The sequence below is a fragment of the Hydrocarboniphaga daqingensis genome, assembly GCF_900129825.1.
GTDB classification, from domain to species: domain Bacteria; phylum Pseudomonadota; class Gammaproteobacteria; order Nevskiales; family Nevskiaceae; genus Hydrocarboniphaga; species Hydrocarboniphaga daqingensis.
In genome coordinates this window covers 484,676-505,512 of record NZ_FQWZ01000001.1, presented here as the reverse complement: position 1 = coordinate 505,512, position 20,837 = coordinate 484,676, and the positions used below count along the sequence as shown (strand labels likewise).

The following is a 20,837-nucleotide window of genomic DNA, read 5'->3' as shown; positions in this document are numbered from 1 at the left end:
CCCAATAAAAAAGCCCGCAGTGCGGGCTTTTTTATTGGGTGCTTCGATTTGATCGCCGGGGGCTACTTGTCGCGGAACGTGATGCGGCCCTTGGTGAGATCGTATGGCGTCAACTGTACCGTGACTTTGTCACCGGTCAGGATGCGAATGTAGTTCTTGCGCATGCGCCCGGAAATATGGGCGGTGACGACATGGCCGTTGTCCAGCTTCACGCGGAACGTGGTGTTCGGCAGCGTTTCGGCGACCGTGCCGGGCATTTCAATATGATCTTCTTTCGCCATTAGCGAGGGGTACTCGGGCATGCAGGATAGCCCGATATTATCCGCGTTCCGGTTGACAACCGCAATCGTTTCGTATCACTCGTCCAAGATTTGCCAGCCTGCGGAGGTCAAAACCTCAAGTGGCTTGAAGTTGCGCTTGTACTCCATTTTCTGGCTGCCCGGCACCCAATATCCCAGGTAGACGTGGTCCATCCCCAGTTCGCGTGCTTGGTTGACCTGTACCAAGACCGCATAGGTGCCGAGACTGCGGTCCGGCAGTTCGGTGTCGAAGAACGTGTACACCGCCGACAGCGCCTTGGGCGTGCGATCGACGACGGCGCAGGCGATCAGCTCGCCGGCGAGCCGCATTTCCCAGAACTCGGCAGTACCCCAGCCGCAGTCTAGAAAGTTATGGAAGCCGGGCTTGTCTTCCGGGTTCATGCCGCCGCCCGAATGCCGGCCGCGCAGATAGCGACGGTACAGGTCGAACTGCTCGTCGGTCAGTTCCTGGCGGACCTGTAGTTCGAGGTCGGCGTTGATCTTCAGACAGCGGCGCTGGCTGCGGTTGGGGCGAAAATCGCGGACCGCGATTCGAGCCGGGATGCAGGCAGAGCAACCGCTGCAACGAGGGCGGTAGACATGGTCACCACCGCGCCGGAAACCCTGCGACAGCAGCATCTCGTATCGCTGCGGATTGAGTGTGAAATCCGGGTCGACGAACAGGCTGCGCGCCGTCCGTTGCGGCAGGTAGCCGCAAGGGTGTTCGGTGCTGAGATAGAGCCGGATTCGATCCATGCGGCATCTTAACGAGGTAGGTGCACGCGTGGGGCTGGAGCGGCGATGTCGAAGTGCCAAGTGCCGGTGCGGCCGGGACGAACCACGGCCGGGCGCAGCAGATTGAGAAAGCGCTCGCGCGTAACGTCGATCGCGCCCAGTGATCGCAGATGATCCGAAGCAACCTGGCAGTCCAGCACTTCGTAGCCCCAGGCCTGCAATTGCTCGCAAAGCCAGTACAGCGCGATCTTCGATGCGTCTGTCATGTGGGAGAACATCGACTCGCCAAAAAAGGCCTTGCCCAGTGCCACACCGTACAAGCCGCCGACCAACTGTCCCTCGTTCCACACTTCGACCGTGTGCGAATAGCCGCGTCGGTACAACTCCTGATACGCCTGTCGCATATCACTGCCGAGCCAGGTGCCGCGGCTGCGCAGCCTGGGGCCGGCGCAGGCATCCAGAACGTCGCGATAGGCCATGTCGAGCGTCACGGCGTAGTGACCGCGGCGCAGCGCCTTGCCCAGTGAGCGCGACACCTTCATGCCGCCGGGCATCAGCACCGCGCGTGGGTCCGGGCTCCACCACAGGATCGGCTCGTCCGGGTTGTACCAGGGAAAGATTCCCTGCGAGTAGGCGCGAATCAAGCGGGTGACCGACAAGTCGCCTCCGATCGCGAGCAGCCCGTTGGGGTCGCGCATCGCCAGATGCGGCGATGGGAAGTTCTGGTGCGGATCTCGAGGATCCAGCCAGTGCAGGCGGATCGGATTGTCCATGGCTCAGGCGGTTGCGACGGCCTCTTGGCGATAGGGACTATGGTGCATCAGTTCATCTTTGCGCGATGCGACTAGGCGACGTTCGCGCGCCAGGAAGTGTTCGACGGCATCCCGCAGTCGCTGATCCGCGATCCAGTGAAACGACTGAGTCAGTACGGGCGTGAAGCCGCGCGCCAGTTTGTGCTCGCCCTGGGTTCCGGCGTCGTAGCGACGCAGGCCCTGTTGCAGGCACAACTCGATGCCCTGGTAGTAGCAACACTCGAAATGGAGGCTGTGGTACTGCTCTGCGGCGCCCCAGTGCCGGCCGTACAGCGTGTCGCCGCCTTGCAACGTCAGCGCAGCGGCGACCAACCGGGTGCCGTGATAGCCGAGAATCACCCGAAACGGGCTGCCGGCACGGCGACCATAGTGCATCAGGAATTCAGGCGTCAGATAGGGCGCCTGTCCGCGTTCCTCATATGTGTTGGCATACAGCGCATAGACTTGCGACCACTCGGATTCGTCGATCTCGTCGCCGCGGCGCGTCTCGAAGCGCAGCCCGGCATCGGCGACCCGCCGGCGCTCGCGCAACATTTTCTTGCGCTTGTCGCTGGAAAAGCGCGCGGCAAAGCTGGCGAAGTCGGCGTCGCCGCGATTGAACCATTGGAACTGCACGTCGTTGCGCTCGAGCCATTGTTGGCCTTGATAAGCCGCAGCGTCGTCACCCGTGGCGAACAGCGCATGTGCCGAGGAAAACCGCCCGCCATCGGTCAGGCCAGCAAGACGGCGGATCAGCGCGTCGCGAGTTGCCGCATCCTGCGCTCCGATGCGAGGCCCCATCGACGGCGTAAACGGCACCGCATTGAGCAGCTTGGGATAGTAAGGCTGCCCTAGACGATGGCTGGCCTCGGCCCACGCGAAATCGAACACGAACTCGCCGTAGGAGTGCAGCTTGACGTACAGCACGACAGCGCCGACCAGCCGATCGTCCTGATAGGCGAGCAGGTGTTGGGGAATCCAGCCGGTTCGGTTGCCGACGCAGCCGTATTCCTCAAGCGCCAGCAGAAATGCATGCGACGTGAACGGATAGGCGCTATCGAACAGCCGGTCCCAGGCCGAGGCATCGACCTGGGACAGCGATTCAGCGGTGGCAAACCGCAGCGTGCTCAGCGGACGTGACGGTGTGAGGATTAGTGGAACGTCGGGCCCACGCTGGGGCGATCGCGCAACACCCATTGGATGACGGCGTCGTGCTCAAAGCCACTGATCTGCTCCTCGGGCGCTGCCGGGCCGGCTTCGAGCAGGCGGCCATCATGATCGAAGCGAATGCTGGCCCCCGCGCTCTGGATGCGGATCTCATTGCCACTATCCTCATCAAGGATCAATTGCAGATAGCGGACGCGCTTGGCGGCAAATTCCGGCATGCGGCCGGCACCGGCCGCGACCAGCGCTGCTTGCTCCGGCGGCAACTCGCGAATGCGTCCGTCACCGGTCAGAACGAAATGCCGCACGTAGTTGCTCATGTCGGTCCTCGTCTGGGCAAGCCCACCCAACAACGATGGCTTGCATATGGCTTGAAACAGGTCGATCGGAACCCGGGTGGAGCGTGACCCTCCCGTCCTGTCTCCTATCTGAAGCTGTTGCCGCTGAAATCAAGAGCTGCGGCGGGCATCGTGCCACGGTGTTCGAGGGGCGCCTTGCTATACTGACCTGCCGCGCTGCTGCTAACGCTGAAAATTCAATTGGTTAAAAGCAAATCCCAAGCCACGGATGATCTCGCCAACGCGGGTTGGCTGGAACGGCTGCCGCGTGAAACGGTCTTGCTGGCCTGTGCCGGGCTGACCTTGTTCCTGCTGGTTGCATTGATCAGCTTCAATGCCGACGACGCCGGTTGGTCATCGTCGGGTACCGGCGGGCCGGCACACAATCTGGTGGGTGGAGTCGGGGCCTGGATCGCCGACATTCTGCTGAGCTTGTTTGGTTACGTGGCGTTCTTCCTGCCTTGGGCAGTGTTCGTGCTGGGGCTGCGCTACTACCGTGGACGCCCGGCAGCCAGCGGCATCCAATGGCCTCTGCGCGCGATCGCCTGGCTGATCCTGTTGCCCAGCTTCGCGGGCCTGTGCGCACTGCATGTCGGCACATTCCCGTCATTTCCACCGCAAGGCTCGGGCGGTATCGCGGGCCAGGCACTGGGTAACTGGCTGGTGTCGATGCTCAACCCCGTGGGCGCCAGTCTGTTGTTGCTGACGCTGACGCTGTCCGGATTGCCAGTGGCCCTAATGTTCTCGTGGGTGTCCGTGCTCGACAGCGTCGGCGCCATGGTGCTGCGGTTGTGGGCGCTTCGGCCCGAGATCGAACCCGCTGCTGCCGATGACGAACTCGATGCCGACGCCGATGCAGTGCCGGTGCTGGCGGAAGCTTCACCGCGAGAGCCGCAGCAAAGCGCACGCGGCAAACGCAGCGCGCCGACCTTGGCAGCGTCGATGTCGCCCGTCGCGGCGACGGCCGCGGAGGCCGATGCGGAAGACGATGACCTGCCATGGCTGAAGCGGCGCAAGCCGCCTCAGGTCAATGCGCGGCAGACGCCATCGCTGGGGCGGCCCGAAACCCAGCTGGACCTGCTGCCGGCGGCCGACGACCTCGACGAGCCCGTGGCGCCGGTATTCACGCCGCCGATCGAAATCGCCGAACTCGACGTGCCGGAAACCTTCGACGATCCGCCGGCGATGCGGGCCAAGCCCAAGCCGACGCGCAAGCCAGCCGCTGCAAAGCCAGACGCGCCGGCGGTCCCGCAGTTCGACGGCGACCCGATTCCGCCGTTCAGCTTGCTCGATATGCCGCGGCCGACCGGCAAGCGCTACACGCCCGAGGAGCTGGAGCGCTTGTCGCGCGATGTCGAAAACCATCTGAAGGACTTCGGCATCAAGGCGCAGGTCGTCAACGCGATGCCGGGCCCGGTGATCACCCGCTTCGAGCTGCAACCAGCGCCGGGCGTCAAGGGCGCCCAGATCACCAACTTGTCGAACGACTTGGCGCGATCGCTGAGCGTGTCGCGCGTGCGCGTGATCGAGGTCATCGAAGGCAAGCCTTATGTCGGCCTAGAGATTCCCAACACCAAGCGCGAGATGGTCTGGCTGCGCGAGATTCTCGATTCGCCGGGCTACAAGAGCAGCAGTTCGCCGCTGACGATGGCGCTGGGCAAGGACATTGCGGGCAATCCGGTATCGGTCGACATGGCCAAGATGCCCCACTTGCTGGTGGCCGGTACCACCGGCGCGGGCAAGTCGGTGGCGATCAACGTGATGATCCTGTCGATGCTCTACAAGGCAACCAAGGAGCAGGTGCGGTTCATCTTCGTCGACCCGAAGATGCTGGAACTGTCGGTGTATGCCGACATCCCGCATCTGTTGACGCCGGTGGTCACCGACATGAAGGACGCCGCCAACGCGTTGCGCTGGTGCGTGGCCGAAATGGAGCGACGCTATCGGCTGATGACCGCGATGGGCGTACGCAACCTGGCGGGCCTGAATCGCAAGATCGAGGAGGCCGAAGCCGCCGGCGAACCGATTCTCGACCCGACCAAGAACGCGCCCCAGCTGTTCGACGACGAGGGTTTTGCGCCCACGCCGGTGTATCTGAAGAACATGCCGCACATCGTCATCGTCATCGACGAGCTGGCCGACATGATGATGGTGGTGGGCAAGAAGGTCGAAGAGCTGATCGCTCGCATCGCGCAGAAGGCACGCGCAGCCGGCATTCACTTGATCGTCGCCACGCAGCGACCCAGCGTCGACGTGATCACCGGTTTGATCAAGGCGAACATTCCGTCGCGCATCGCGTTCCAGGTGGCGTCGCGGATCGACAGCCGCACGATTCTCGACCAGCAGGGCGCCGAAACGCTATTGGGTCATGGCGACATGCTGTATCGCCCGATCGGTGCCTCGACGGTGGCGCGCGTCCACGGCGCATTCGTCGACGACCACGAGGTCCACAAAGTCGTCGCTTACCTCAAGCAGGTCGGCCAGCCTGACTACATCGAAGACATTTTGGCCGACGAAGCGCCGGTCAACGCGCCGGGCAGTGGCGGCGGTGAGGACAACCCGGAATCGGACGCTCTCTACGACCAGGCCGTCGCCATCGTGCTCGAAACCCGGAAGGCCAGCGTCAGCTGGGTGCAGCGTCGCCTCAAGATCGGTTACAACCGCGCCGCGCGCATGGTCGAGCAGATGGAGGCGGCCGGCATCGTCGGCCCCAGCGGTCCCGGCGGCAACCGCGAAATCCTGGTTCCCGGCGGGCGCGATTGAGGCGTCCGCTTTGCGAACGTTTCAGCGCCCCGCAGGTCCCTAGTACCCGTCACTCACGGCACTCTCATGCTCAAGTCTTTTTTTCGTCTTTCGTCGTCGCTGATCCTCGGGCTGGCGGCGGCCGCTGCGCAGGCCGGTAGCGGCGAGGACGAGTTGCGCCGGTTCATTGGTGACACGCGCACCGTCACCGCGCAGTTCAGTCAGGTTCAGATCAACGATCGCGGCGAGAAGCTGTCCAGCAGTTCCGGGCAGATGGTGCTGTCACGGCCGGGACGCTTTCGGTGGAGCTACATGCTCCCGTATGAGCAACTGATCGTCTGCGACGGCGAGAAAATCTGGATGTACGACCCCGACCTGTCGCAAGTGACGGTGCGACCGGCGGCCGACACCTTGACCGGAACACCGGCCGCGCTGCTGGCGCAGCGTTCGACGCTCACCGAAGAGTTCACCGTCAGCGATCTGGGCAAGCGCAATCAGGCGCAGGGCGTGCTGCTCAAGCCGCGCAATATCGACGGTGATTTTGAAGCCGTCGAGATGTGGCTGCATCAGGGCGCACCGGAACGCATGGTGTTCCGCGACCGACTCGGCAATCGCACCGAGGTCGCCTTCACCGACGTCAAGGTCAACGCCAAGGTCGACGAATCGCAGTTGCATTTCACGCCGCCGAAGAACACCGAAGTGGTCGAGTCGTCGGCGACCACGGCTCCGGCAGGCCCGCCCAGCAAGCCATGAGTCGCACGGCCGCGACGCGGTCGACGGCGCCGCTGGCCGAGCGTATGCGGCCACGGCAGCTCGACGAAGTCGTCGGTCAAGATCACTTGTTGGCGCCGGGCGCTCCGCTTCGGACCTTGCTGGAAGCCGGTCGGCCGCCGTCGATGGTGTTCTGGGGACCGCCGGGCGTCGGCAAGACGACACTGGCGCGGCTGGTGGCCCAGCACGTCGATGCGCAGTTCATCAGCCTGTCGGCGGTTCTGGCGGGCGTCAAAGAAATCCGCGAAACCACCGCGCAAGCACTCGCGGCGCTGCAAGGGCTGACGCCGCGCCGCACCGTGCTGTTCGTCGACGAAATCCACCGGTTCAACAAGGGCCAGCAGGATGCGCTGCTGCCGTATGTCGAAGACGGCACCGTGGTGCTGATCGGCGCCACCACCGAGAACCCGTCGTTCGAGCTGAATTCGGCGTTGCTGTCGCGGCTGCGCGTCTTCGTGCTGCGCGCACTCGACGAGCCGGCGATCGGCCTGCTGTTGCAGCGGGCGCTGGTCGAGCCGCTGCGCGGACTGAATGAAGCGGCGTCGCTGCTGCCGGAGCGCTGGCTGCAGCGCATGGCCGAAGCGGCCGATGGCGACGGCCGTCGCGCATTGATTCTGCTGGAGACGGCCGTCGAGTTGTGGCGCGCCGAGCGCAGTCGCGATGCCGGCGCCGAAGCCAGCGACGCACTGCTCGAAAAGCTGCTCGGCCGCGGCTTCCGCCGCTTCGACAAGCAGGGCGAAAATTTCTACGACCAGATTTCGGCGCTGCACAAGTCGGTGCGCGGCAGCGATCCCGACGCCGCGTTGTACTGGTTCGCCAGAATGCTCGACGGCGGCGTCGATGCCGGCTACCTGGCGCGCCGGCTGGTGCGGATGGCAGTCGAAGACATCGGCCTGGCCGATCCGCGCGCTCAAGCGCTGTGTCTGGAGTCCTGGGACAGCTACGAGCGTCTCGGCAGCCCGGAAGGTGAACTGGCGCTGGCGCAGGCCGTGGTGTACCTGGCCGTCGCGCCCAAGAGCAATGCGGTGTACACCGCCTATAAAGCGGCGCGCGCGCTGGTCGACCGCACCGGCTCGCTCGAGGTGCCGATGGCGATCCGCAATGCGCCGACCGGCTTGATGAAGGACCTTGGCTATGGCGATGGCTATCGCTACGACCACGACGAGGCCGACGCGCACGCCTCTGGTCAGCAATTCATGCCCGATGCCTTGATCGGCACCGAGTTCTATCAGCCGACGCCGCGCGGCCTGGAGGCCAAGATCGGCGAAAAGCTGGCGCGGCTGCGGCAAGGCCGGCGCTCCGGCTGAGCGCGGCGGCGCGGGGCGGGGCCGCTATACTTCGCGCCGGTTTTTTGTGATGGAAAATTCCCGATGCTGGACCCCAAGCGCTTGCGCGCCAATCCCGAGGCCGTTGCCCAACAGCTGCTGCGCCGCGGCTTCGTTTTCGACACCGCGCGCTTCGTCGAGCTGGAAGCAGCCCGCAAGCAGTTGCAGACGCAGACCGAGCAGTTACAGGCCGAGCGCAACGCGGGGTCCAAGCGGATCGGCATGGCCAAGTCCAAGGGCGAAGACGTGTCGCCGATCCTGGCCGACATGGACCGGATCAAGACCCAGCTCGGCGCCAACGAACAGGCACTGGCGACCTTGCAGGCCGACTTCGAGGACTTTCTGCTGCGGATTCCGAATATCCCGCAGGACGGCGTGCCGGACGGGCGCGACGAGAACGACAACGTCGAGCTGCGCCGCTGGGGTACGCCGCGTCCCGCCGCGGGTGCCAAGGATCACGCCGACTTGGGCGAGGCACTCGGGCAGATGGACTTCGCCGCGGCCGCCAAGCTGACGGGCGCGCGGTTCACCGTGCTGCGCGGCGCGCTGGCGCGGATGCACCGCGCGCTGACCCAGTTCATGCTCGACGTGCACACCCAGCAGCACGGCTACGAAGAGTTGTACGTGCCATACATCGTCAACGCGGCCAGCCTGCGCGGTACCGGGCAGCTGCCCAAGTTCGGTGACGACTTGTTCGCGCTGAAGATGGACGCAGGCAGCGATGCCGACTGGCGTTTGATCCCGACCGCCGAAGTGCCGGTGACCAACCTGCTGCGCGACGAAATCCTGGCCGGTGAGTCGCTGCCGCGCAAATGGGTGGCGCATACGCCTTGCTTCCGCGCCGAGGCCGGCGCAGCGGGCCGCGATACCAAGGGCATGATCCGTCAGCACCAGTTCGAGAAAGTCGAGTTGGTGCAGGCGGTCGCGCCGGAGCATTCGGCGGCAGCGCTCGAACAACTGACCGGCCACGCTGAGGCAATTCTGCAAAAGCTCGGGCTGCCGTATCGGGTGATGGCGCTGTGCGCTGGCGACATGGGCGCCACGGCCGCGCGCACCTACGACATCGAAGTCTGGTTGCCGTCGCAGGACCGCTATCGCGAGATCAGCTCCTGCTCCAACTTCGAGGACTTCCAGGCGCGCCGCATGCTCGGTCGCTATCGCACAGCGGCCGGCAAGATCGAGCTACTGCACACGCTCAACGGCTCCGGGCTCGCGGTGGGTCGCACGCTGGTTGCCGTGCTGGAGAACTACCAGCAGGCCGACGGCAGCATCGAAATTCCCGAAGCGCTGCGCCCGTACATGGGCGGACAGACGAGCATCGCCAGCGCCTGACCCGGTGCTGGCGACGTCGCTATTGGGCTAGCGGAGCGTGGCTGCCGGGACGCAGCCGCTTGCGCATCGCCAGCAAGTTCGGCTGGTAGCTGGCGCTGAAGTCGGCAAAGGCGCCGATGCAAAGCGCCGGGTCCTGATCGCCGCGCAGCTGGTAGCTGTCGAAACCGCAGTTCTGCAGCGACTGCAGTTGGTCGCGCACCACGGCCTGGCCGGCAGCGCGGAGCTCTCCACGATAGCCCAGGCGCGCTTTCAGCAACCGGGCCTGTGAATACGCACGGCCATCGGCAAACGATGGGAAATCGAGCACCAGCAGCGGATGCGACTGCAGCTGTGACGCGTGCGCCACCACGTCCAGCGTATTGGGTAGACGCAGGCCGATCTGCAGATCGCCGGTCGGAATCTGGCCGTCGAGCGACAGCCAGCGCGCCCAAGACAGAATCACCTGTCCCGACGCGGGTAGATCAGCGTCGTCGGCGATTTCGATCCAGCGGTTGTCGAGGACTTCGCCCGGACGGATCAGCGCGCTCATGCGGCCTCCGTCGCGTACAGCTCGGCCTTGAACGGCGCCATACCAATGCGGCGGTAGCAGGCGAGGAAGGTTTCGTCCTCGCTATTCCGCATCCGCAGGTAGACGTCGATGATCTTCTGGACGGCCGGGGCGATCTCGTCGCGCGAGAACGAGGGGCCGGTACGGTCGCCGAGGCTGGCGTCGTTTTCGGCCGAGCCGCCGAGCGTCACCTGGTACCACTCCTCGCCCTTCTTATCGACGCCCAGGATGCCGATATGGCCGACGCTATGGTGGCCGCAACCGTTCATGCAGCCCGACATCTTGACCTTGATCGGGCCGATGTCGTGTTGATCGTCGAGGTTGTCGAACAGGTCGAAGATGTCCTGGGCCACGCCGATCGAGCCGGCGTTGGCCAGCGAGCAGAAATCCAGGCCCGGGCAGCAGATCAGGTCGGTCAGCAGGCCGATGTTCGGCGTCGCCAGCCCGAGGTCGCGCAGGCTCTGCCATAGCGGATACAGATCACCCTGGCGCACATCGGCCAACACCAGATTCTGGTCGTGGGTCACCCGCACTTCGCCAAACGCATAGCGGTCGGCCAGTTCGGCCACCGCGTCCATTTGCGTGTCGGTCATGTCGCCGGGCGCGATGCCCTGCGCCTTCAGTGACACGAATGCGACCTTGTAGCCGGCCACGCGGTGCGGCTGCAAGTTGCGGCGCGCCCACGCGGCGAACGCGCTGTCGGCTGCCAGATGCGCATCGAAGCTGGTATCGGAAGCGGCGGACGGGTCGTAGTCGAACGTATCGAACCGCGCGCGCATCGCATCCAGGTCACCGGGCTGCAGACGCAGTTCGCTGTCCTTGATCTGTTCCCACTCGGCTTCGACCATCTGGCGGAATGCGGCCAGGCCGGTTTCCTTGACCAGAATCTTGATCCGCGCCTTGTAGATGTTGTCGCGCCGGCCGAGTCGGTTGTAAACGCGCAGCACCGCTTCGAAGTACGACAGCAGGTCGGCCTCTGGCAAGAACTCGCGCACCATCGGACCGATGATCGGCGTCCGGCCAAGCCCGCCGCCGACATAGATCGTGTAGCCGAGTTCGCCCGCGTCGTTGCGGACAATCTGCACGCCGATGTCATGCACGCGAATCGCCGCGCGATCGCCGCCAGCCGCCGAAAACGCGATCTTGAACTTGCGCGGCAACCAGTTGAATTCCGGGTGGAACGTGGCCCACTGGCGGGTCAGCTCGCAATACGGGCGCGGGTCGAGCAGCTCGTCGGCGGCCACACCGGCCAAGTGGTCACTGGTGACGTTACGGATGCAGTTGCCCGAAGTCTGGATCGCATGCATCTGCACCGACGCCAGATCGGCCAGGATGTCGGGCACCCGCTCCAGCGCCGGCCAGTTGAACTGGATGTTCTGACGCGTCGTGAAGTGGCCGTAATGCTTGTCGTAGGTCCGGGCGATGTGGCCCAGCATCCGCAGTTGGCGGCTCGACAGCAGGCCGTAGGGAATCGCGATCCGCAGCATCGGGGCAAATCGCTGCACATACAGGCCGTTACGCAGCCGGAGCGCGCGAAATTCGTCGGCTGGCAGCTCGCCGGCGAGGTAACGGCGAGTCTGGTCGCGAAACTGGATGACCCGCTCGTCGACGAGGGTCTGATCGTATTGGTCGTAACGGTACATCGTGCGATCCGGCGGCAAAGGCCACAAACAGAAAGGGGCGCAAGGCTATCAGCCTGCTGGGAGCGCCCCAAGCCGTGGCGCGATATAAGCTAAGAACTAAAGAGAATAAAACTCACAGCAGATGCATCGAATCGATGACCTCGCGCGCCTTTCGCGAGCGGTCCTCATGATCGGGGACCGCGGCCACCGCATCGATCAGGTCGGATGACAAGTGCGAAGCGAAGGTCTGCATGAACTCATACATATAGCCACGCAAGAACAAGCCGCGGCGAAAGCCGATGTGAGTCGTGCTCGGTTCGAACAGGTGATCGGCGCGCAAAGACACCAGATCGGCGTCCTCCTTGGGATCGTAGGCCATGTCGGCAACGATGCCGACGCCCAGCCCAAGCCGCACATAGGTCTTGATCACGTCGGCGTCGGCCGCGGTCAACACGACGTCGGGTCGCAGGCCGTGAGCGGCGAAGGCCTGGTCGAGCTTGGAACGCCCGGTAAAACCAAACGTGTAGGTCACCACCGGGTGATCGGCGATATCTTTCAATTGAAGCTTGCTGATCTGTGTCAGCGGATGTCCCGGCTTGACCAAGATGGTCCGGTTCCAGTGGTAGCAGGGCAGCATCACCAGTTGCTCGAAGTGCTCCAGCGCCTCGGTCGCGATGGCGAAGTCCACTTGGCCCTCAGCCGCCATTTTGGCGATTTGCTGGGGTGAGCCTTGATGCAAGTGCAGCGACACGCGCGGAAACCGGGCTTTGAATCGCTGTATTACCGGAGGCAGCGCGTAACGGGCCTGGGTGTGAGTGGTGGCGATCGATAGATCGCCCCGGTCGGTGTCGCGGAACTCCTCGGCGATGCTCTTGATGTTCTCGACCTCGTTGAGCACCCGGTCGGTGTACTCGAGGATGCGCTTGCCGGCCGGCGTGATCTCGGACAGATGCTTGCCATTGCGGACGAAGATGTCGACGCCCAGTTCCTCTTCCAGCATCCGGATCTGCTTGCTGACGCCAGGCTGGGAGGTGTACAGCGCGTCGGCCGCAGCAGTGACGTTGAGGCCGCGGCGCGCCACTTCGTGGATGTAGCTGAGTTGACGCAGTTTCATACAGTCACCGGTGCGGTCGTTGTTCGGGCGGGCTTCCGACGCGATCAATTTGCCATATACGCGTAAGGCTTAAAAAGACTAGTTGGTTATTCTCATATGTTGTCCGCTTTATTCGTTTGTGGAATTAAGTTATGCGATAACGGTCCACGCAGGTCTTAAGCGTCCTTGTTAGGGTGCGGTCCTCCGTTCCTACGTCACACGACATGGACTTTGCTTTCTCTCTGGCCGGCTTGGTCGTCGGCATCGCCGTGGGCGCTACGGGCGTTGGCGGCGGCTCCCTGATGACGCCGATCCTGATCCTCTTCTATGGCGTCAGCCCATCGGTGGCGGTCGGGTCCGACCTGATCTACGCCTCCATCAGCAAAGCCTTCGGCGTCGGGCTGCACAGCCGCAATGGCTCGCTCGATTGGAAACTGGTGGGGTGGATGTCGGCGGGTAGCGTTCCAGCCGCTCTGCTGACCTTGGTATTGCTGCATCAGTTGCCGGCCGGGCCGCAGGTCGACCAACTGATCAAGATGACGCTGTCGATCGCCATCGTGCTGACCGCGGCCTTCACGATCTTCCAGGAGCCGATCACCCGCCTGCTGCCGCGTCCTCCGGTGACGCTGGCCGGCGATGGATCATTTCGCGGTCAGCGCACGCTCACCGTCGTCTGTGGCGCGCTGATCGGAGCGCTGGTGACGATATCGTCGGTCGGTGCCGGCGTCATCGGCATGATGATGCTGTTGCTGCTCTACCCTCGGCACGAGCCGATCCGGCTGGTCGGCAGCGACCTGGCGCATGCCGTGCTGATCACCGCGATCGCCGGTGCCGGCCATGCCGGGCTGGGCAAGGTGGACTGGCCGATGCTGGCGTCGCTGCTGGTTGGCGCGCTGCCCGGCATCTACGTCGGAACGCGTATCGGTTTCCGGCTCAATCCCCGCGTACTCAAGCGGGTGATCTCGGCCCTGCTGATTTTTGTAGGCGCGACAATGCTTTGGAAAGCGCTGAGCTGACAGGCGTGGTTGCCGGGACTCGTTAGATGACAGTGTCGCGGCCGCTGTCATCTAACTGTCATAATCCGGTAATACGCTGTGAACCTGCCAGCGTCATGCTGATCGCGCAACATTTACCGCCCGGGTACGCAATGAAACTCAAGACTCTCGTCGCCGTCGTCACCGCATCGCTTGGTTGTGCTGTCGGTACGGCCACCGCGAAGATCGACCCGACGCTCCCGGACTACAAAGCGGCTTCCGGCGTATCCGGTAACTTCAGCAGTGTCGGATCCGACACGCTGAACAATCTGATGACCTTGTGGGCCGAGGAATACAAGCGCCTGTATCCGAACGTCAATATCCAGATCCAGGGTGCTGGCTCGTCGACCGCGCCGCCGGCATTGACCGAAGGCACGGCCAACTTCGGGCCGATGTCGCGACTGATGAAGGACCAGGAAATCCAGGCCTTCGAACAGAAGTACGGCTACAAGCCCACGGCCATCGGCGTGGCGATCGACGCGCTCGCCGTGTTCGTCAACAAGGACAACCCCGTCAAGGGCCTGAGCCTGTCGCAGGTCGATGCGATCTTTTCGGCCACTCGCAAGTGTGGCGGCGAAAAGGACATTGCCCGCTGGGGCGACCTCGGCCTCACCGGCGCATGGGTGCAGAAGCCGTTGCAGTTGTACGGTCGCAACTCGGTTTCAGGCACCTACGGTTATTTCAAGGAGCACGCCCTGTGCAAGGGTGACTTCAAGAACAACGTCAACGAACAGCCGGGCTCAGCCTCGGTCGTGCAGTCGGTTTCCACTGGCTTGAATGCGGTTGGCTATTCCGGCATCGGCTACAAGACCTCCGGCGTGCGCGCTCTACCGATCTCGTCCAAGGATGGCGGAGAGTTGGAAGAAGCGACCGAAGAAAATGCGGTTTCGGGCAAGTACCCGCTGGCGCGCGTGCTGTACGTCTACGTCAACAAGGCGCCGAACAAGCCATTGAGCCCGCTCGAGCGCGAATTCTTCCGCATGGTGCTCTCCAAGTCGGGCCAGAGTGTGGTTGAGAAGGACGGCTACATTGCCTTGCCGGCCAAGCTCGCTGCCAAGGAACTCGCGAAGCTCGACTAGGCCACGCCGGTGGGCGGCAGCGGCCGCCATCGACCAGCCGCTCAGCCGGCTGAGCGCCAGTCCGGTGCGACAGTGGTTCTGTCGCATCGGACTTTTGTCAGTCGGCGTTTTCGCGTAGAAAGCGCTGCGGAATAACCGGCTGCGGGCGCCCGCCCGTCACTTGATGCCGAACTGAGCTCATGACCCAAGTCTCCCCAGCCGAAGCCCCCGACCGGAAGCCGCGCTCCATTGTCGCCGGCAGTGCTGGCTATCAGCCGCGCTACCTCAAGGATCGGCTGGCCAAGATCGTGGTGCTGATCGGCGGCATCGGCGTCATCGCCGCTCTGCTGCTGATCTTTGTCTATCTGTTGACCGAAGTCGCGCCGCTGTTTGCTGGCGCGGCCTTCGAGGCGCGCCCGGCGATCACGGTCCCCGACGACGGCAGCCCGGCCTTGTATGTGGCGGCCGAAGAGCAGGGCGAAGTGGGTACCCGGATCGGACAATCCGGTGTTCTCAACTTTTTCGATCTTCACTCGGGCGCGCTGCGGGCACAGGTTGCGCTGCCGGTAGGAGGTATTGCACTGCAGCGTGTGGTCGACGTCGCGCCTGAGCGCTCGGTATTGGCCGGCGGACTGGTCGATGGGTCGGTGCTGATCTTCCAGCTCGACTACAAAGTGACCTATCCCGACGACAAGCGTTTGATTACTCCTAGCGTGGTTTATCCGCGTGGCGAGGCGCCGTTGCCCTTCATGCCGCAGGCGCCGGTTCATCTGGCCGTGAGAAGCAGCGACGACGCCTTGATGCTGGCCGGCGCTGACGCCGACGGCAATCTGTATCTGAAATCGTTCGAAGTCACGACCTCGCTGATGGGCGACAGTGAAGTCACCGAGTCGGCGGTGCAGAAGCTGCCGGCGCCGGTCAAGCCTGACCTGCTGCTGCTCGAACCTGAAATGCGCTGGCTGTATGCGATCGACAAAGCGGCCGGCAAGATCGCTTTCTACCGCGTCAATGGCAGCGAAGCACCCAAGCTGATCGAAGTCGCCGATGCCGACGCGCCGATCGTCGATGCTCACTACCTCGCGGGCGGCATCTCCATCATCGTGGCGCATCGCGACGGCCGCCTGTCGCAATGGTTCCCGGCGCGGCAGCAGGGCGGCGCCAATGAAGGCGAGACCTACCTTGCCCACGTGCGCGACTTCCAGCTGGAGAACGGCGCCACGCCGACCGCGATCGGTGCCGAGCCGCGTCGTCGCGGTTTTGCCGTGGGCGACGACCAGGGTCGCGTTTCGCTGTTCTACGCGACGTCGGGCCGCTTGATCCACCAGCAGAAGCTGCTCGACACGTCGGTGGCGGCCCTGGCATTCAATCCGCGTGCGCAGTTGTTGTTGGCCTTGGGCACCGACGGCCGACTCGTTGCGACCGATGTACACAACGAGCATCCGGAGATTTCGCTGAGCGCACTCTGGGGCAAGGTTTGGTACGAGAGCTACGACGAGCCCAAGTTGCTGTGGCAATCGTCATCGGCCAGCGCTGATTTCGAGCCCAAGTTCAGCATGGCACCGCTGGCGCTGGGCACGCTTAAGGGCGCGTTCTACGCAATGATCTTTGCCGTTCCGATCGCGGTCCTCGGCGCGATTTTCACCGCCAATTTCATGTCGCCCGAGATGCGTCAGGTGGTCAAGCCGGCGGTCGAAGTCCTCGCCGCACTGCCGTCGGTCATCCTCGGATTCCTTGCGGGCTTGTGGCTGGCGCCGTTCGTCGAAAGCAATCTACCGGGCATGTTCCTGGCGTTATTGCTGTTGCCTCTAGCGGTGCCGACCTTCGGGTATCTGTGGATGCGCGCACCACAGCGCGTGCGCCAGAGCGTGCCGATGGGCTGGGAAGCTGCTCTGCTGATGCCGGTGATTGCGCTGATCGTCTGGTTTTGTTTCCTTGTCGCCAAGCCGATCGAAGCGCTGGCCTTCGGCGGCAACATGCAGGCCTGGATGGACCATGTGCTGGGCATCGGTTACGACCAGCGCAATGCGCTGGTGGTCGGCATCGCGATGGGTGTGGCGGTGATTCCGGTAGTTTTCTCGATCGCCGAAGATGCGATCTTCTCGGTGCCCAAGCATCTGTCGCTCGGCTCACTGGCGCTGGGTGCGACGCCGTGGCAGACGCTGATCGGCGTCGTGCTGCCGACGGCAAGCCCCGGCATTTTCTCGGCGATCATGATCGGCTTGGGTCGCGCCGTCGGCGAGACGATGATTGTGCTGATGGCCACCGGCAACACGCCGGTCACCGACTTCAGTCTGTTCTCCGGCATGCGCACCTTGGCGGCCAACGTCGCCGTCGAAATGCCGGAATCCGAAGTCGGCAGCACCCACTTCCGCATGCTGTTCCTATCGGGCCTGGTGCTGTTCTTGTTCACGTTCTTCTTCAATACCGTGGCGGAAGTGGTGCGCTCGCGCCTGCGCCGCAAGTACAGCAGCCTCTAATCTGGCGACGACGACAACATGGCCACTGCCCAGCAGGAAATCGCCGCTGCAATGCCCAAGACGCTGGTCGCGCAGGACACGCGCGGCGTCAACGCTTACATCAAGTCGGGCGCGCCCTACGTGTGGGTTACGGCGGCCGCGATATCGGTTGCGTTCATCATTACGCTGGCGTTGCTGGTCCTGACGGCCACACGCGGTCTGCCGCACTTCTGGCCGGCCGATCTGGTGCAGGGCCGGTACCAGCAACCGGAGCGCGACGCCGAGTCGCTGCTGGTCGAGATTCGCAGCGCCGAAGAGATCACGACCGCGCGACTGCGTGATGCCGGCTTGGCCGTGACCGATGACAAGCCACTGCATCAGCGACTGCTGGTCAAGCAAGCCAATCGCGACGTCAACGGTGTCGATTTCCGCTACTTGTTGTCGGACTGGCTGGTCGAGCGTAGCGAGCCGGCCGACGCGGTCGTGCTGGAGCGCACCGAGTGGGGCAACTTCCACGGGTTTCTTGCCGGAATCGACGAGGACGGCAAGCCGGTCGATTCGGGTGCTGACCTGTGGGCGTTGTTCCAACAACGCGTCGACCGCGCCAACGAACTTCGATCCAAGCTTCGCGCGATCGAGAAAGGTCGGATTGGCAGCATCAATTACGCGATCGAGCGCGTCCGTCTCGACCAGCGCCGGCTGCAACTCGATGGCCGCACGCCCGAGAACGACCCGGCGGCCTATGCCGAGCTCGATCAGCGTCGCAAAGAGCAGGAGGCCGCTTATCAGGGACTGCGCGGTGAACTCGATCTGATCAAGGCCGAGTTGGCGCGTGACACGGTGCGAGTGCGCACCGTCGACGGTAGCGAGGTGACGCTGCCGCTGGCCAAGATCCTCGACGCCTATCGCCCTAATGCGATGAACTTGCTGCAGAAGACCGGCTACTTCTTCCACCGTCTGTGGAAGTTCGTCTCCGAGGAGCCGCGCGAAGCCAATACTGAAGGCGGCATCTTTCCCGCGATTTTCGGCACGGTTTTGATGGTGCTGCTGATGTCGGTCGTGGTGATGCCGTTCGGTGTGTTGGCTGCGTTGTACCTGCGCGAGTACGCCCGGCAGGGCGTGGTGACCCAGTCGATCCGTATCGCCGTCAACAATCTGGCTGGTGTGCCATCGATCGTCTACGGCATGTTCGGTTTGGGCTTCTTCGTCTACTTCGTCGGTGGCAACATCGACCGGGCCTTGTATTCCGAGTCGCTGCCGGCCCCGACGTTCGGTACGCCCGGCATTCTCTGGTCATCGCTGACGCTGGCACTGCTGACGCTGCCGGTGGTGATCGTGGCCACCGAAGAGGGTCTGGCGCGTATCCCGCGCTCGCTGCGCGAGGCCTCGCTGGCCCTGGGGGCGACCAAGGCTGAAACGCTGTGGCGCGTCGTGCTGCCGATGGCATCGCCGGCGATGATGACCGGACTGATTCTGGCGATCGCCCGAGCCGCCGGCGAAGTTGCGCCGCTGATGCTCGTCGGTGTCGTCAAGCTGGCACCGTCGCTGCCGCTGGACGGCGACTTTCCGTACCTGCATCTCGAGCGCAAGTTCATGCACTTGGGCTTCCACATCTACGACGTCGGCTTCCAGTCACCCAACGTTGAAGCGGCGCGCCCCTTGGTTTACGCCACGGCGTTTCTGCTGGTGTTGGTGATCCTGGCGCTGAACCTGACCGCCATCAGCATCCGCAACCGGCTGCGCGAACGCTACAAGGCCCTCGAGGGCTAGACACCCGGGGCTTTCGCGCCGAGGATTCAACTTGGACCATCAAACCATGACCAGCGTGCAAACCAAGACCCAGTTGAGCCACGGCATCGACATCTCGTCGATGGAGCGCTCGCAGACCCCGACGCGGATCGAAGACGAGTCGATCGCCATCGAAGTCGATGCGCTCAACCTGTACTACGGCCAGAAGCGCGCGCTGCATAACGTGTCGATGAAGATCCCGCACAAGAAGGTCACTGCCTTCATTGGCCCTTCGGGCTGCGGCAAGTCGACGCTGTTGCGCTGCTTCAACCGAATGAACGACCTGATCGACGGCTGCCATGTCGAAGGCGGCTTGCGGCTCGACGGCAAGAACATCTACGACCGCGACGTCGATATTGCGATGCTGCGTCGTCGCGTCGGCATGGTGTTCCAGAAGGCCAATCCGTTTCCGAAGTCGATCTACGAGAACGTGGCCTACGGCCTGCGCCTCGCGGGCATCAACAAGAAGCGCGTCATCGACGAAACCGTGGAGTGGGCACTCAAGGGTGCCGCGCTGTGGGATGAGGTCAAAGACCGCCTCGACGATTCGGCACTGGGATTGTCCGGTGGCCAGCAACAGCGTTTGGTGATCGCCCGTGCCATCGCCATTCAGCCTGACGTGATCCTGCTCGACGAGCCGTGCTCGGCGCTTGACCCGATCTCGACGCTGAAGGTCGAAGAGCTGATCACCGAGTTGAAGAACAACTACACGATCGTGATCGTCACCCACAACATGCAGCAGGCCGCTCGCGTCAGCGACTACACGGCATTCATGTATGTTGGTGATCTGATCGAGTTCGGCAACACCGACCAGTTGTTCACCAAGCCGACCAAGAAGCAGACCGAGGATTACATCACCGGTCGATACGGTTGAGTCGTTGCGGAATGTCCGGTGGACGTTCCGCAGTGGCGAAAGCCCGGCCAACGATGGCGGCTACAGAACGGCAATACACGCAGCGACTTCGCAGCTTGATGTTCCAAGGTAAGAGCGACAGATGAATACGACCGGATACAAGTCGCATATCTCCAGCCAGTTCAACGCTGAATTGGAAGACGTACGCCAGCGCGTGCTGGCAATGGGCGGCTTGGTCGAGCAACAGCTGATCGATGCGACCAAGGCGTTGATGGAACTCGACACCGAGTTGGCCGAAGTCGTGTTCCGCACTGACGACAAGGTCGATCAGCTGGAAATGTACATCGACGAGGAATGCTCGCGGATTCTGGCGCGTCGCCAGCCGACGGCGAGCGACCTGCGTCTGGTGCATGCGGTGATCAAGACGATCACCGACCTGGAACGCATTGGCGACGAGTCGCACAAGATCGCCAAGATGGCCCATGAGCTGTCCACGCAGGAGCGGATGTACGAGAACATGGTCGAGACGCAGCATCTGTCTCGGCAGGTCTCGCAGATGGTCCGTGGCGCGCTCGACGCGTTTGCGCGGATGGACGCCGACGCCGCACTGGCGGTGGTCCGCGAAGACGCCGTCATCGACCGCGAATACGAGGCGCTGTTGCGCCAGTGCATCACCTACATGATGGAAGAACCGCGCACGATCGGCCGGGTGATTGACTTGATCTGGGCGGTACGGGCCATCGAGCGCATCGGCGACCACGCCAAGAACATCGCCGAGTACGTGATCTACTTCGTCAAGGGCAAGGACGTTCGCCACACGCCGCTGGAGCAGGTCGAGCGCGAAGTGCGCGGCGAATAAGCGCCGTCGACGCCGACGTCGCCGGGGTTT

At 63.5% G+C, this 20,837-nt stretch carries 18 protein-coding genes; 10 read left to right on the top strand and 8 right to left on the bottom strand.

Features of this window, described 5'->3' with window-relative positions; genetic code table 11:
- Window positions 1–62 precede the first annotated feature (62 nt).
- The 5 genes from infA to BUB09_RS02255 form a co-directional block, all read right to left on the bottom strand.
- Entirely contained in the window at window positions 63–281 is a 219-nt protein-coding gene (gene infA, locus BUB09_RS02275; RefSeq protein ID WP_007186111.1) for a translation initiation factor IF-1, read from the bottom strand.
- Between the two features lie 75 nt (window positions 282–356).
- Entirely contained in the window at window positions 357–1,055 is a 699-nt protein-coding gene (locus BUB09_RS02270) for an arginyltransferase (RefSeq protein WP_072893491.1), read from the bottom strand.
- A gap of 8 nt (window positions 1,056–1,063) precedes the next feature.
- Window positions 1,064–1,807 (bottom strand): leucyl/phenylalanyl-tRNA--protein transferase, encoded by a 744-nt coding sequence (gene aat, locus BUB09_RS02265; protein WP_072893488.1) that lies wholly within the window; start codon window positions 1,805–1,807, stop codon window positions 1,064–1,066.
- Window positions 1,808–1,810: 3 nt separating this feature from the next.
- Window positions 1,811–3,022, bottom strand: coding sequence for a GNAT family N-acetyltransferase (locus BUB09_RS02260; protein WP_084083094.1), 1,212 nt, complete (start codon window positions 3,020–3,022; stop codon window positions 1,811–1,813).
- Window positions 2,977–3,309: a hypothetical protein gene (locus BUB09_RS02255; RefSeq protein WP_072893484.1), complete on the bottom strand. Its 333-nt coding sequence runs from the start codon at window positions 3,307–3,309 to the stop codon at window positions 2,977–2,979. The genes BUB09_RS02260 and BUB09_RS02255 overlap by 46 nt, the downstream gene beginning before the upstream one ends.
- Before the next feature lie 219 nt (window positions 3,310–3,528).
- On the opposite strand from BUB09_RS02255, the gene BUB09_RS02250 reads away from it, so the two are divergent.
- From BUB09_RS02250 to serS, 4 genes are all read left to right on the top strand, one after another.
- Window positions 3,529–6,090, top strand: a complete 2,562-nt coding sequence (locus tag BUB09_RS02250) for a DNA translocase FtsK (protein WP_245793062.1) — start codon at window positions 3,529–3,531, stop codon at window positions 6,088–6,090.
- 66 nt (window positions 6,091–6,156) lie between these two features.
- Window positions 6,157–6,822 (top strand): outer membrane lipoprotein periplasmic chaperone LolA, encoded by a 666-nt coding sequence (gene lolA, locus BUB09_RS02245; protein WP_072893480.1) that lies wholly within the window; start codon window positions 6,157–6,159, stop codon window positions 6,820–6,822.
- Window positions 6,819–8,147 carry a replication-associated recombination protein A gene (locus BUB09_RS02240; RefSeq protein ID WP_072893477.1) on the top strand — a complete coding sequence of 443 codons (1,329 nt, stop codon included), beginning with the start codon at window positions 6,819–6,821 and terminating at the stop codon, window positions 8,145–8,147. The genes lolA and BUB09_RS02240 overlap by 4 nt, the downstream gene beginning before the upstream one ends.
- Window positions 8,148–8,210: 63 nt before the next feature.
- The gene (serS, locus tag BUB09_RS02235) at window positions 8,211–9,497 is read left to right on the top strand and encodes a serine--tRNA ligase (RefSeq protein WP_072893475.1); all 1,287 of its coding nucleotides are present in this window, start codon (window positions 8,211–8,213) and stop codon (window positions 9,495–9,497) included.
- Window positions 9,498–9,516: 19 nt separating this feature from the next.
- Here serS and BUB09_RS02230 read toward each other — a convergent pair whose 3' ends face one another.
- The 3 genes from BUB09_RS02230 to cysB all read right to left on the bottom strand — a co-directional run bounded on the left by BUB09_RS02230 (window position 9,517) and on the right by cysB (window position 12,780).
- Window positions 9,517–10,026 carry a DUF934 domain-containing protein gene (locus tag BUB09_RS02230; RefSeq protein ID WP_072893472.1) on the bottom strand — a complete coding sequence of 170 codons (510 nt, stop codon included), beginning with the start codon at window positions 10,024–10,026 and terminating at the stop codon, window positions 9,517–9,519.
- Window positions 10,023–11,687, bottom strand: a complete 1,665-nt coding sequence (locus BUB09_RS02225; protein ID WP_072893470.1) for a nitrite/sulfite reductase — start codon at window positions 11,685–11,687, stop codon at window positions 10,023–10,025. The genes BUB09_RS02230 and BUB09_RS02225 overlap by 4 nt, the downstream gene beginning before the upstream one ends.
- A gap of 112 nt (window positions 11,688–11,799) precedes the next feature.
- Window positions 11,800–12,780: an HTH-type transcriptional regulator CysB gene (gene cysB / locus BUB09_RS02220; RefSeq protein ID WP_072894052.1), complete on the bottom strand. Its 981-nt coding sequence runs from the start codon at window positions 12,778–12,780 to the stop codon at window positions 11,800–11,802.
- A 203-nt stretch (window positions 12,781–12,983) separates the two neighbouring features.
- Here cysB and BUB09_RS02215 point away from each other — a divergent pair, with 203 nt between their 5' ends.
- The 6 genes from BUB09_RS02215 (at window position 12,984) to phoU (ending at window position 20,807) form a co-directional block, all read left to right on the top strand.
- On the top strand, window positions 12,984–13,775 hold the full coding sequence (locus BUB09_RS02215) for a sulfite exporter TauE/SafE family protein (RefSeq protein ID WP_072893467.1): 792 nt from the start codon (window positions 12,984–12,986) through the stop codon (window positions 13,773–13,775).
- Window positions 13,776–13,906: 131 nt separating this feature from the next.
- A complete protein-coding gene (locus BUB09_RS02210) occupies window positions 13,907–14,872 on the top strand; it encodes a PstS family phosphate ABC transporter substrate-binding protein (protein ID WP_072893464.1) in 966 nt (321 codons plus the stop codon).
- Window positions 14,873–15,051: 179 nt separating this feature from the next.
- Entirely contained in the window at window positions 15,052–17,328 is a 2,277-nt protein-coding gene (locus BUB09_RS02205; protein WP_072893461.1) for an ABC transporter permease subunit, read from the top strand.
- Between the two features lie 51 nt (window positions 17,329–17,379).
- Complete coding sequence (pstA, locus tag BUB09_RS02200; RefSeq protein ID WP_072894049.1) at window positions 17,380–19,077, top strand: phosphate ABC transporter permease PstA; 1,698 nt, start codon at window positions 17,380–17,382, stop codon at window positions 19,075–19,077.
- A gap of 46 nt (window positions 19,078–19,123) precedes the next feature.
- Window positions 19,124–19,969 (top strand): phosphate ABC transporter ATP-binding protein PstB, encoded by an 846-nt coding sequence (gene pstB, locus BUB09_RS02195; protein ID WP_072893458.1) that lies wholly within the window; start codon window positions 19,124–19,126, stop codon window positions 19,967–19,969.
- Between the two features lie 121 nt (window positions 19,970–20,090).
- Entirely contained in the window at window positions 20,091–20,807 is a 717-nt protein-coding gene (gene phoU, locus BUB09_RS02190) for a phosphate signaling complex protein PhoU (RefSeq protein WP_072893455.1), read from the top strand.
- Window positions 20,808–20,837 lie beyond the last annotated feature (30 nt).

Bases quoted from the DNA above. Each gene is read 5' to 3' on its own strand.
- infA (WP_007186111.1), bottom strand. From the start codon at position 281: ATGGCGAAAGAAGATCATATTGAAATGCCCGGCACGGTCGCCGAAACG.
- BUB09_RS02230 (WP_072893472.1), bottom strand. From the start codon at position 10,026: ATGAGCGCGCTGATCCGTCCGGGCGAAGTCCTCGACAACCGCTGGATC.
- BUB09_RS02240 (WP_072893477.1), top strand. From the start codon at position 6,819: ATGAGTCGCACGGCCGCGACGCGGTCGACGGCGCCGCTGGCCGAGCGT.
- cysB (WP_072894052.1), bottom strand. From the start codon at position 12,780: ATGAAACTGCGTCAACTCAGCTACATCCACGAAGTGGCGCGCCGCGGC.
- BUB09_RS02260 (WP_084083094.1), bottom strand. From the start codon at position 3,022: ATGGGTGTTGCGCGATCGCCCCAGCGTGGGCCCGACGTTCCACTAATC.
- BUB09_RS02225 (WP_072893470.1), bottom strand. From the start codon at position 11,687: ATGTACCGTTACGACCAATACGATCAGACCCTCGTCGACGAGCGGGTC.
- aat (WP_072893488.1), bottom strand. From the start codon at position 1,807: ATGGACAATCCGATCCGCCTGCACTGGCTGGATCCTCGAGATCCGCAC.
- BUB09_RS02205 (WP_072893461.1), top strand. From the start codon at position 15,052: ATGACCCAAGTCTCCCCAGCCGAAGCCCCCGACCGGAAGCCGCGCTCC.
- lolA (WP_072893480.1), top strand. From the start codon at position 6,157: ATGCTCAAGTCTTTTTTTCGTCTTTCGTCGTCGCTGATCCTCGGGCTG.
- pstA (WP_072894049.1), top strand. From the start codon at position 17,380: ATGCCCAAGACGCTGGTCGCGCAGGACACGCGCGGCGTCAACGCTTAC.
- BUB09_RS02255 (WP_072893484.1), bottom strand. From the start codon at position 3,309: ATGAGCAACTACGTGCGGCATTTCGTTCTGACCGGTGACGGACGCATT.
- BUB09_RS02215 (WP_072893467.1), top strand. From the start codon at position 12,984: ATGGACTTTGCTTTCTCTCTGGCCGGCTTGGTCGTCGGCATCGCCGTG.
- BUB09_RS02210 (WP_072893464.1), top strand. From the start codon at position 13,907: ATGAAACTCAAGACTCTCGTCGCCGTCGTCACCGCATCGCTTGGTTGT.
- phoU (WP_072893455.1), top strand. From the start codon at position 20,091: ATGAATACGACCGGATACAAGTCGCATATCTCCAGCCAGTTCAACGCT.
- BUB09_RS02270 (WP_072893491.1), bottom strand. From the start codon at position 1,055: ATGGATCGAATCCGGCTCTATCTCAGCACCGAACACCCTTGCGGCTAC.
- pstB (WP_072893458.1), top strand. From the start codon at position 19,124: ATGACCAGCGTGCAAACCAAGACCCAGTTGAGCCACGGCATCGACATC.
- serS (WP_072893475.1), top strand. From the start codon at position 8,211: ATGCTGGACCCCAAGCGCTTGCGCGCCAATCCCGAGGCCGTTGCCCAA.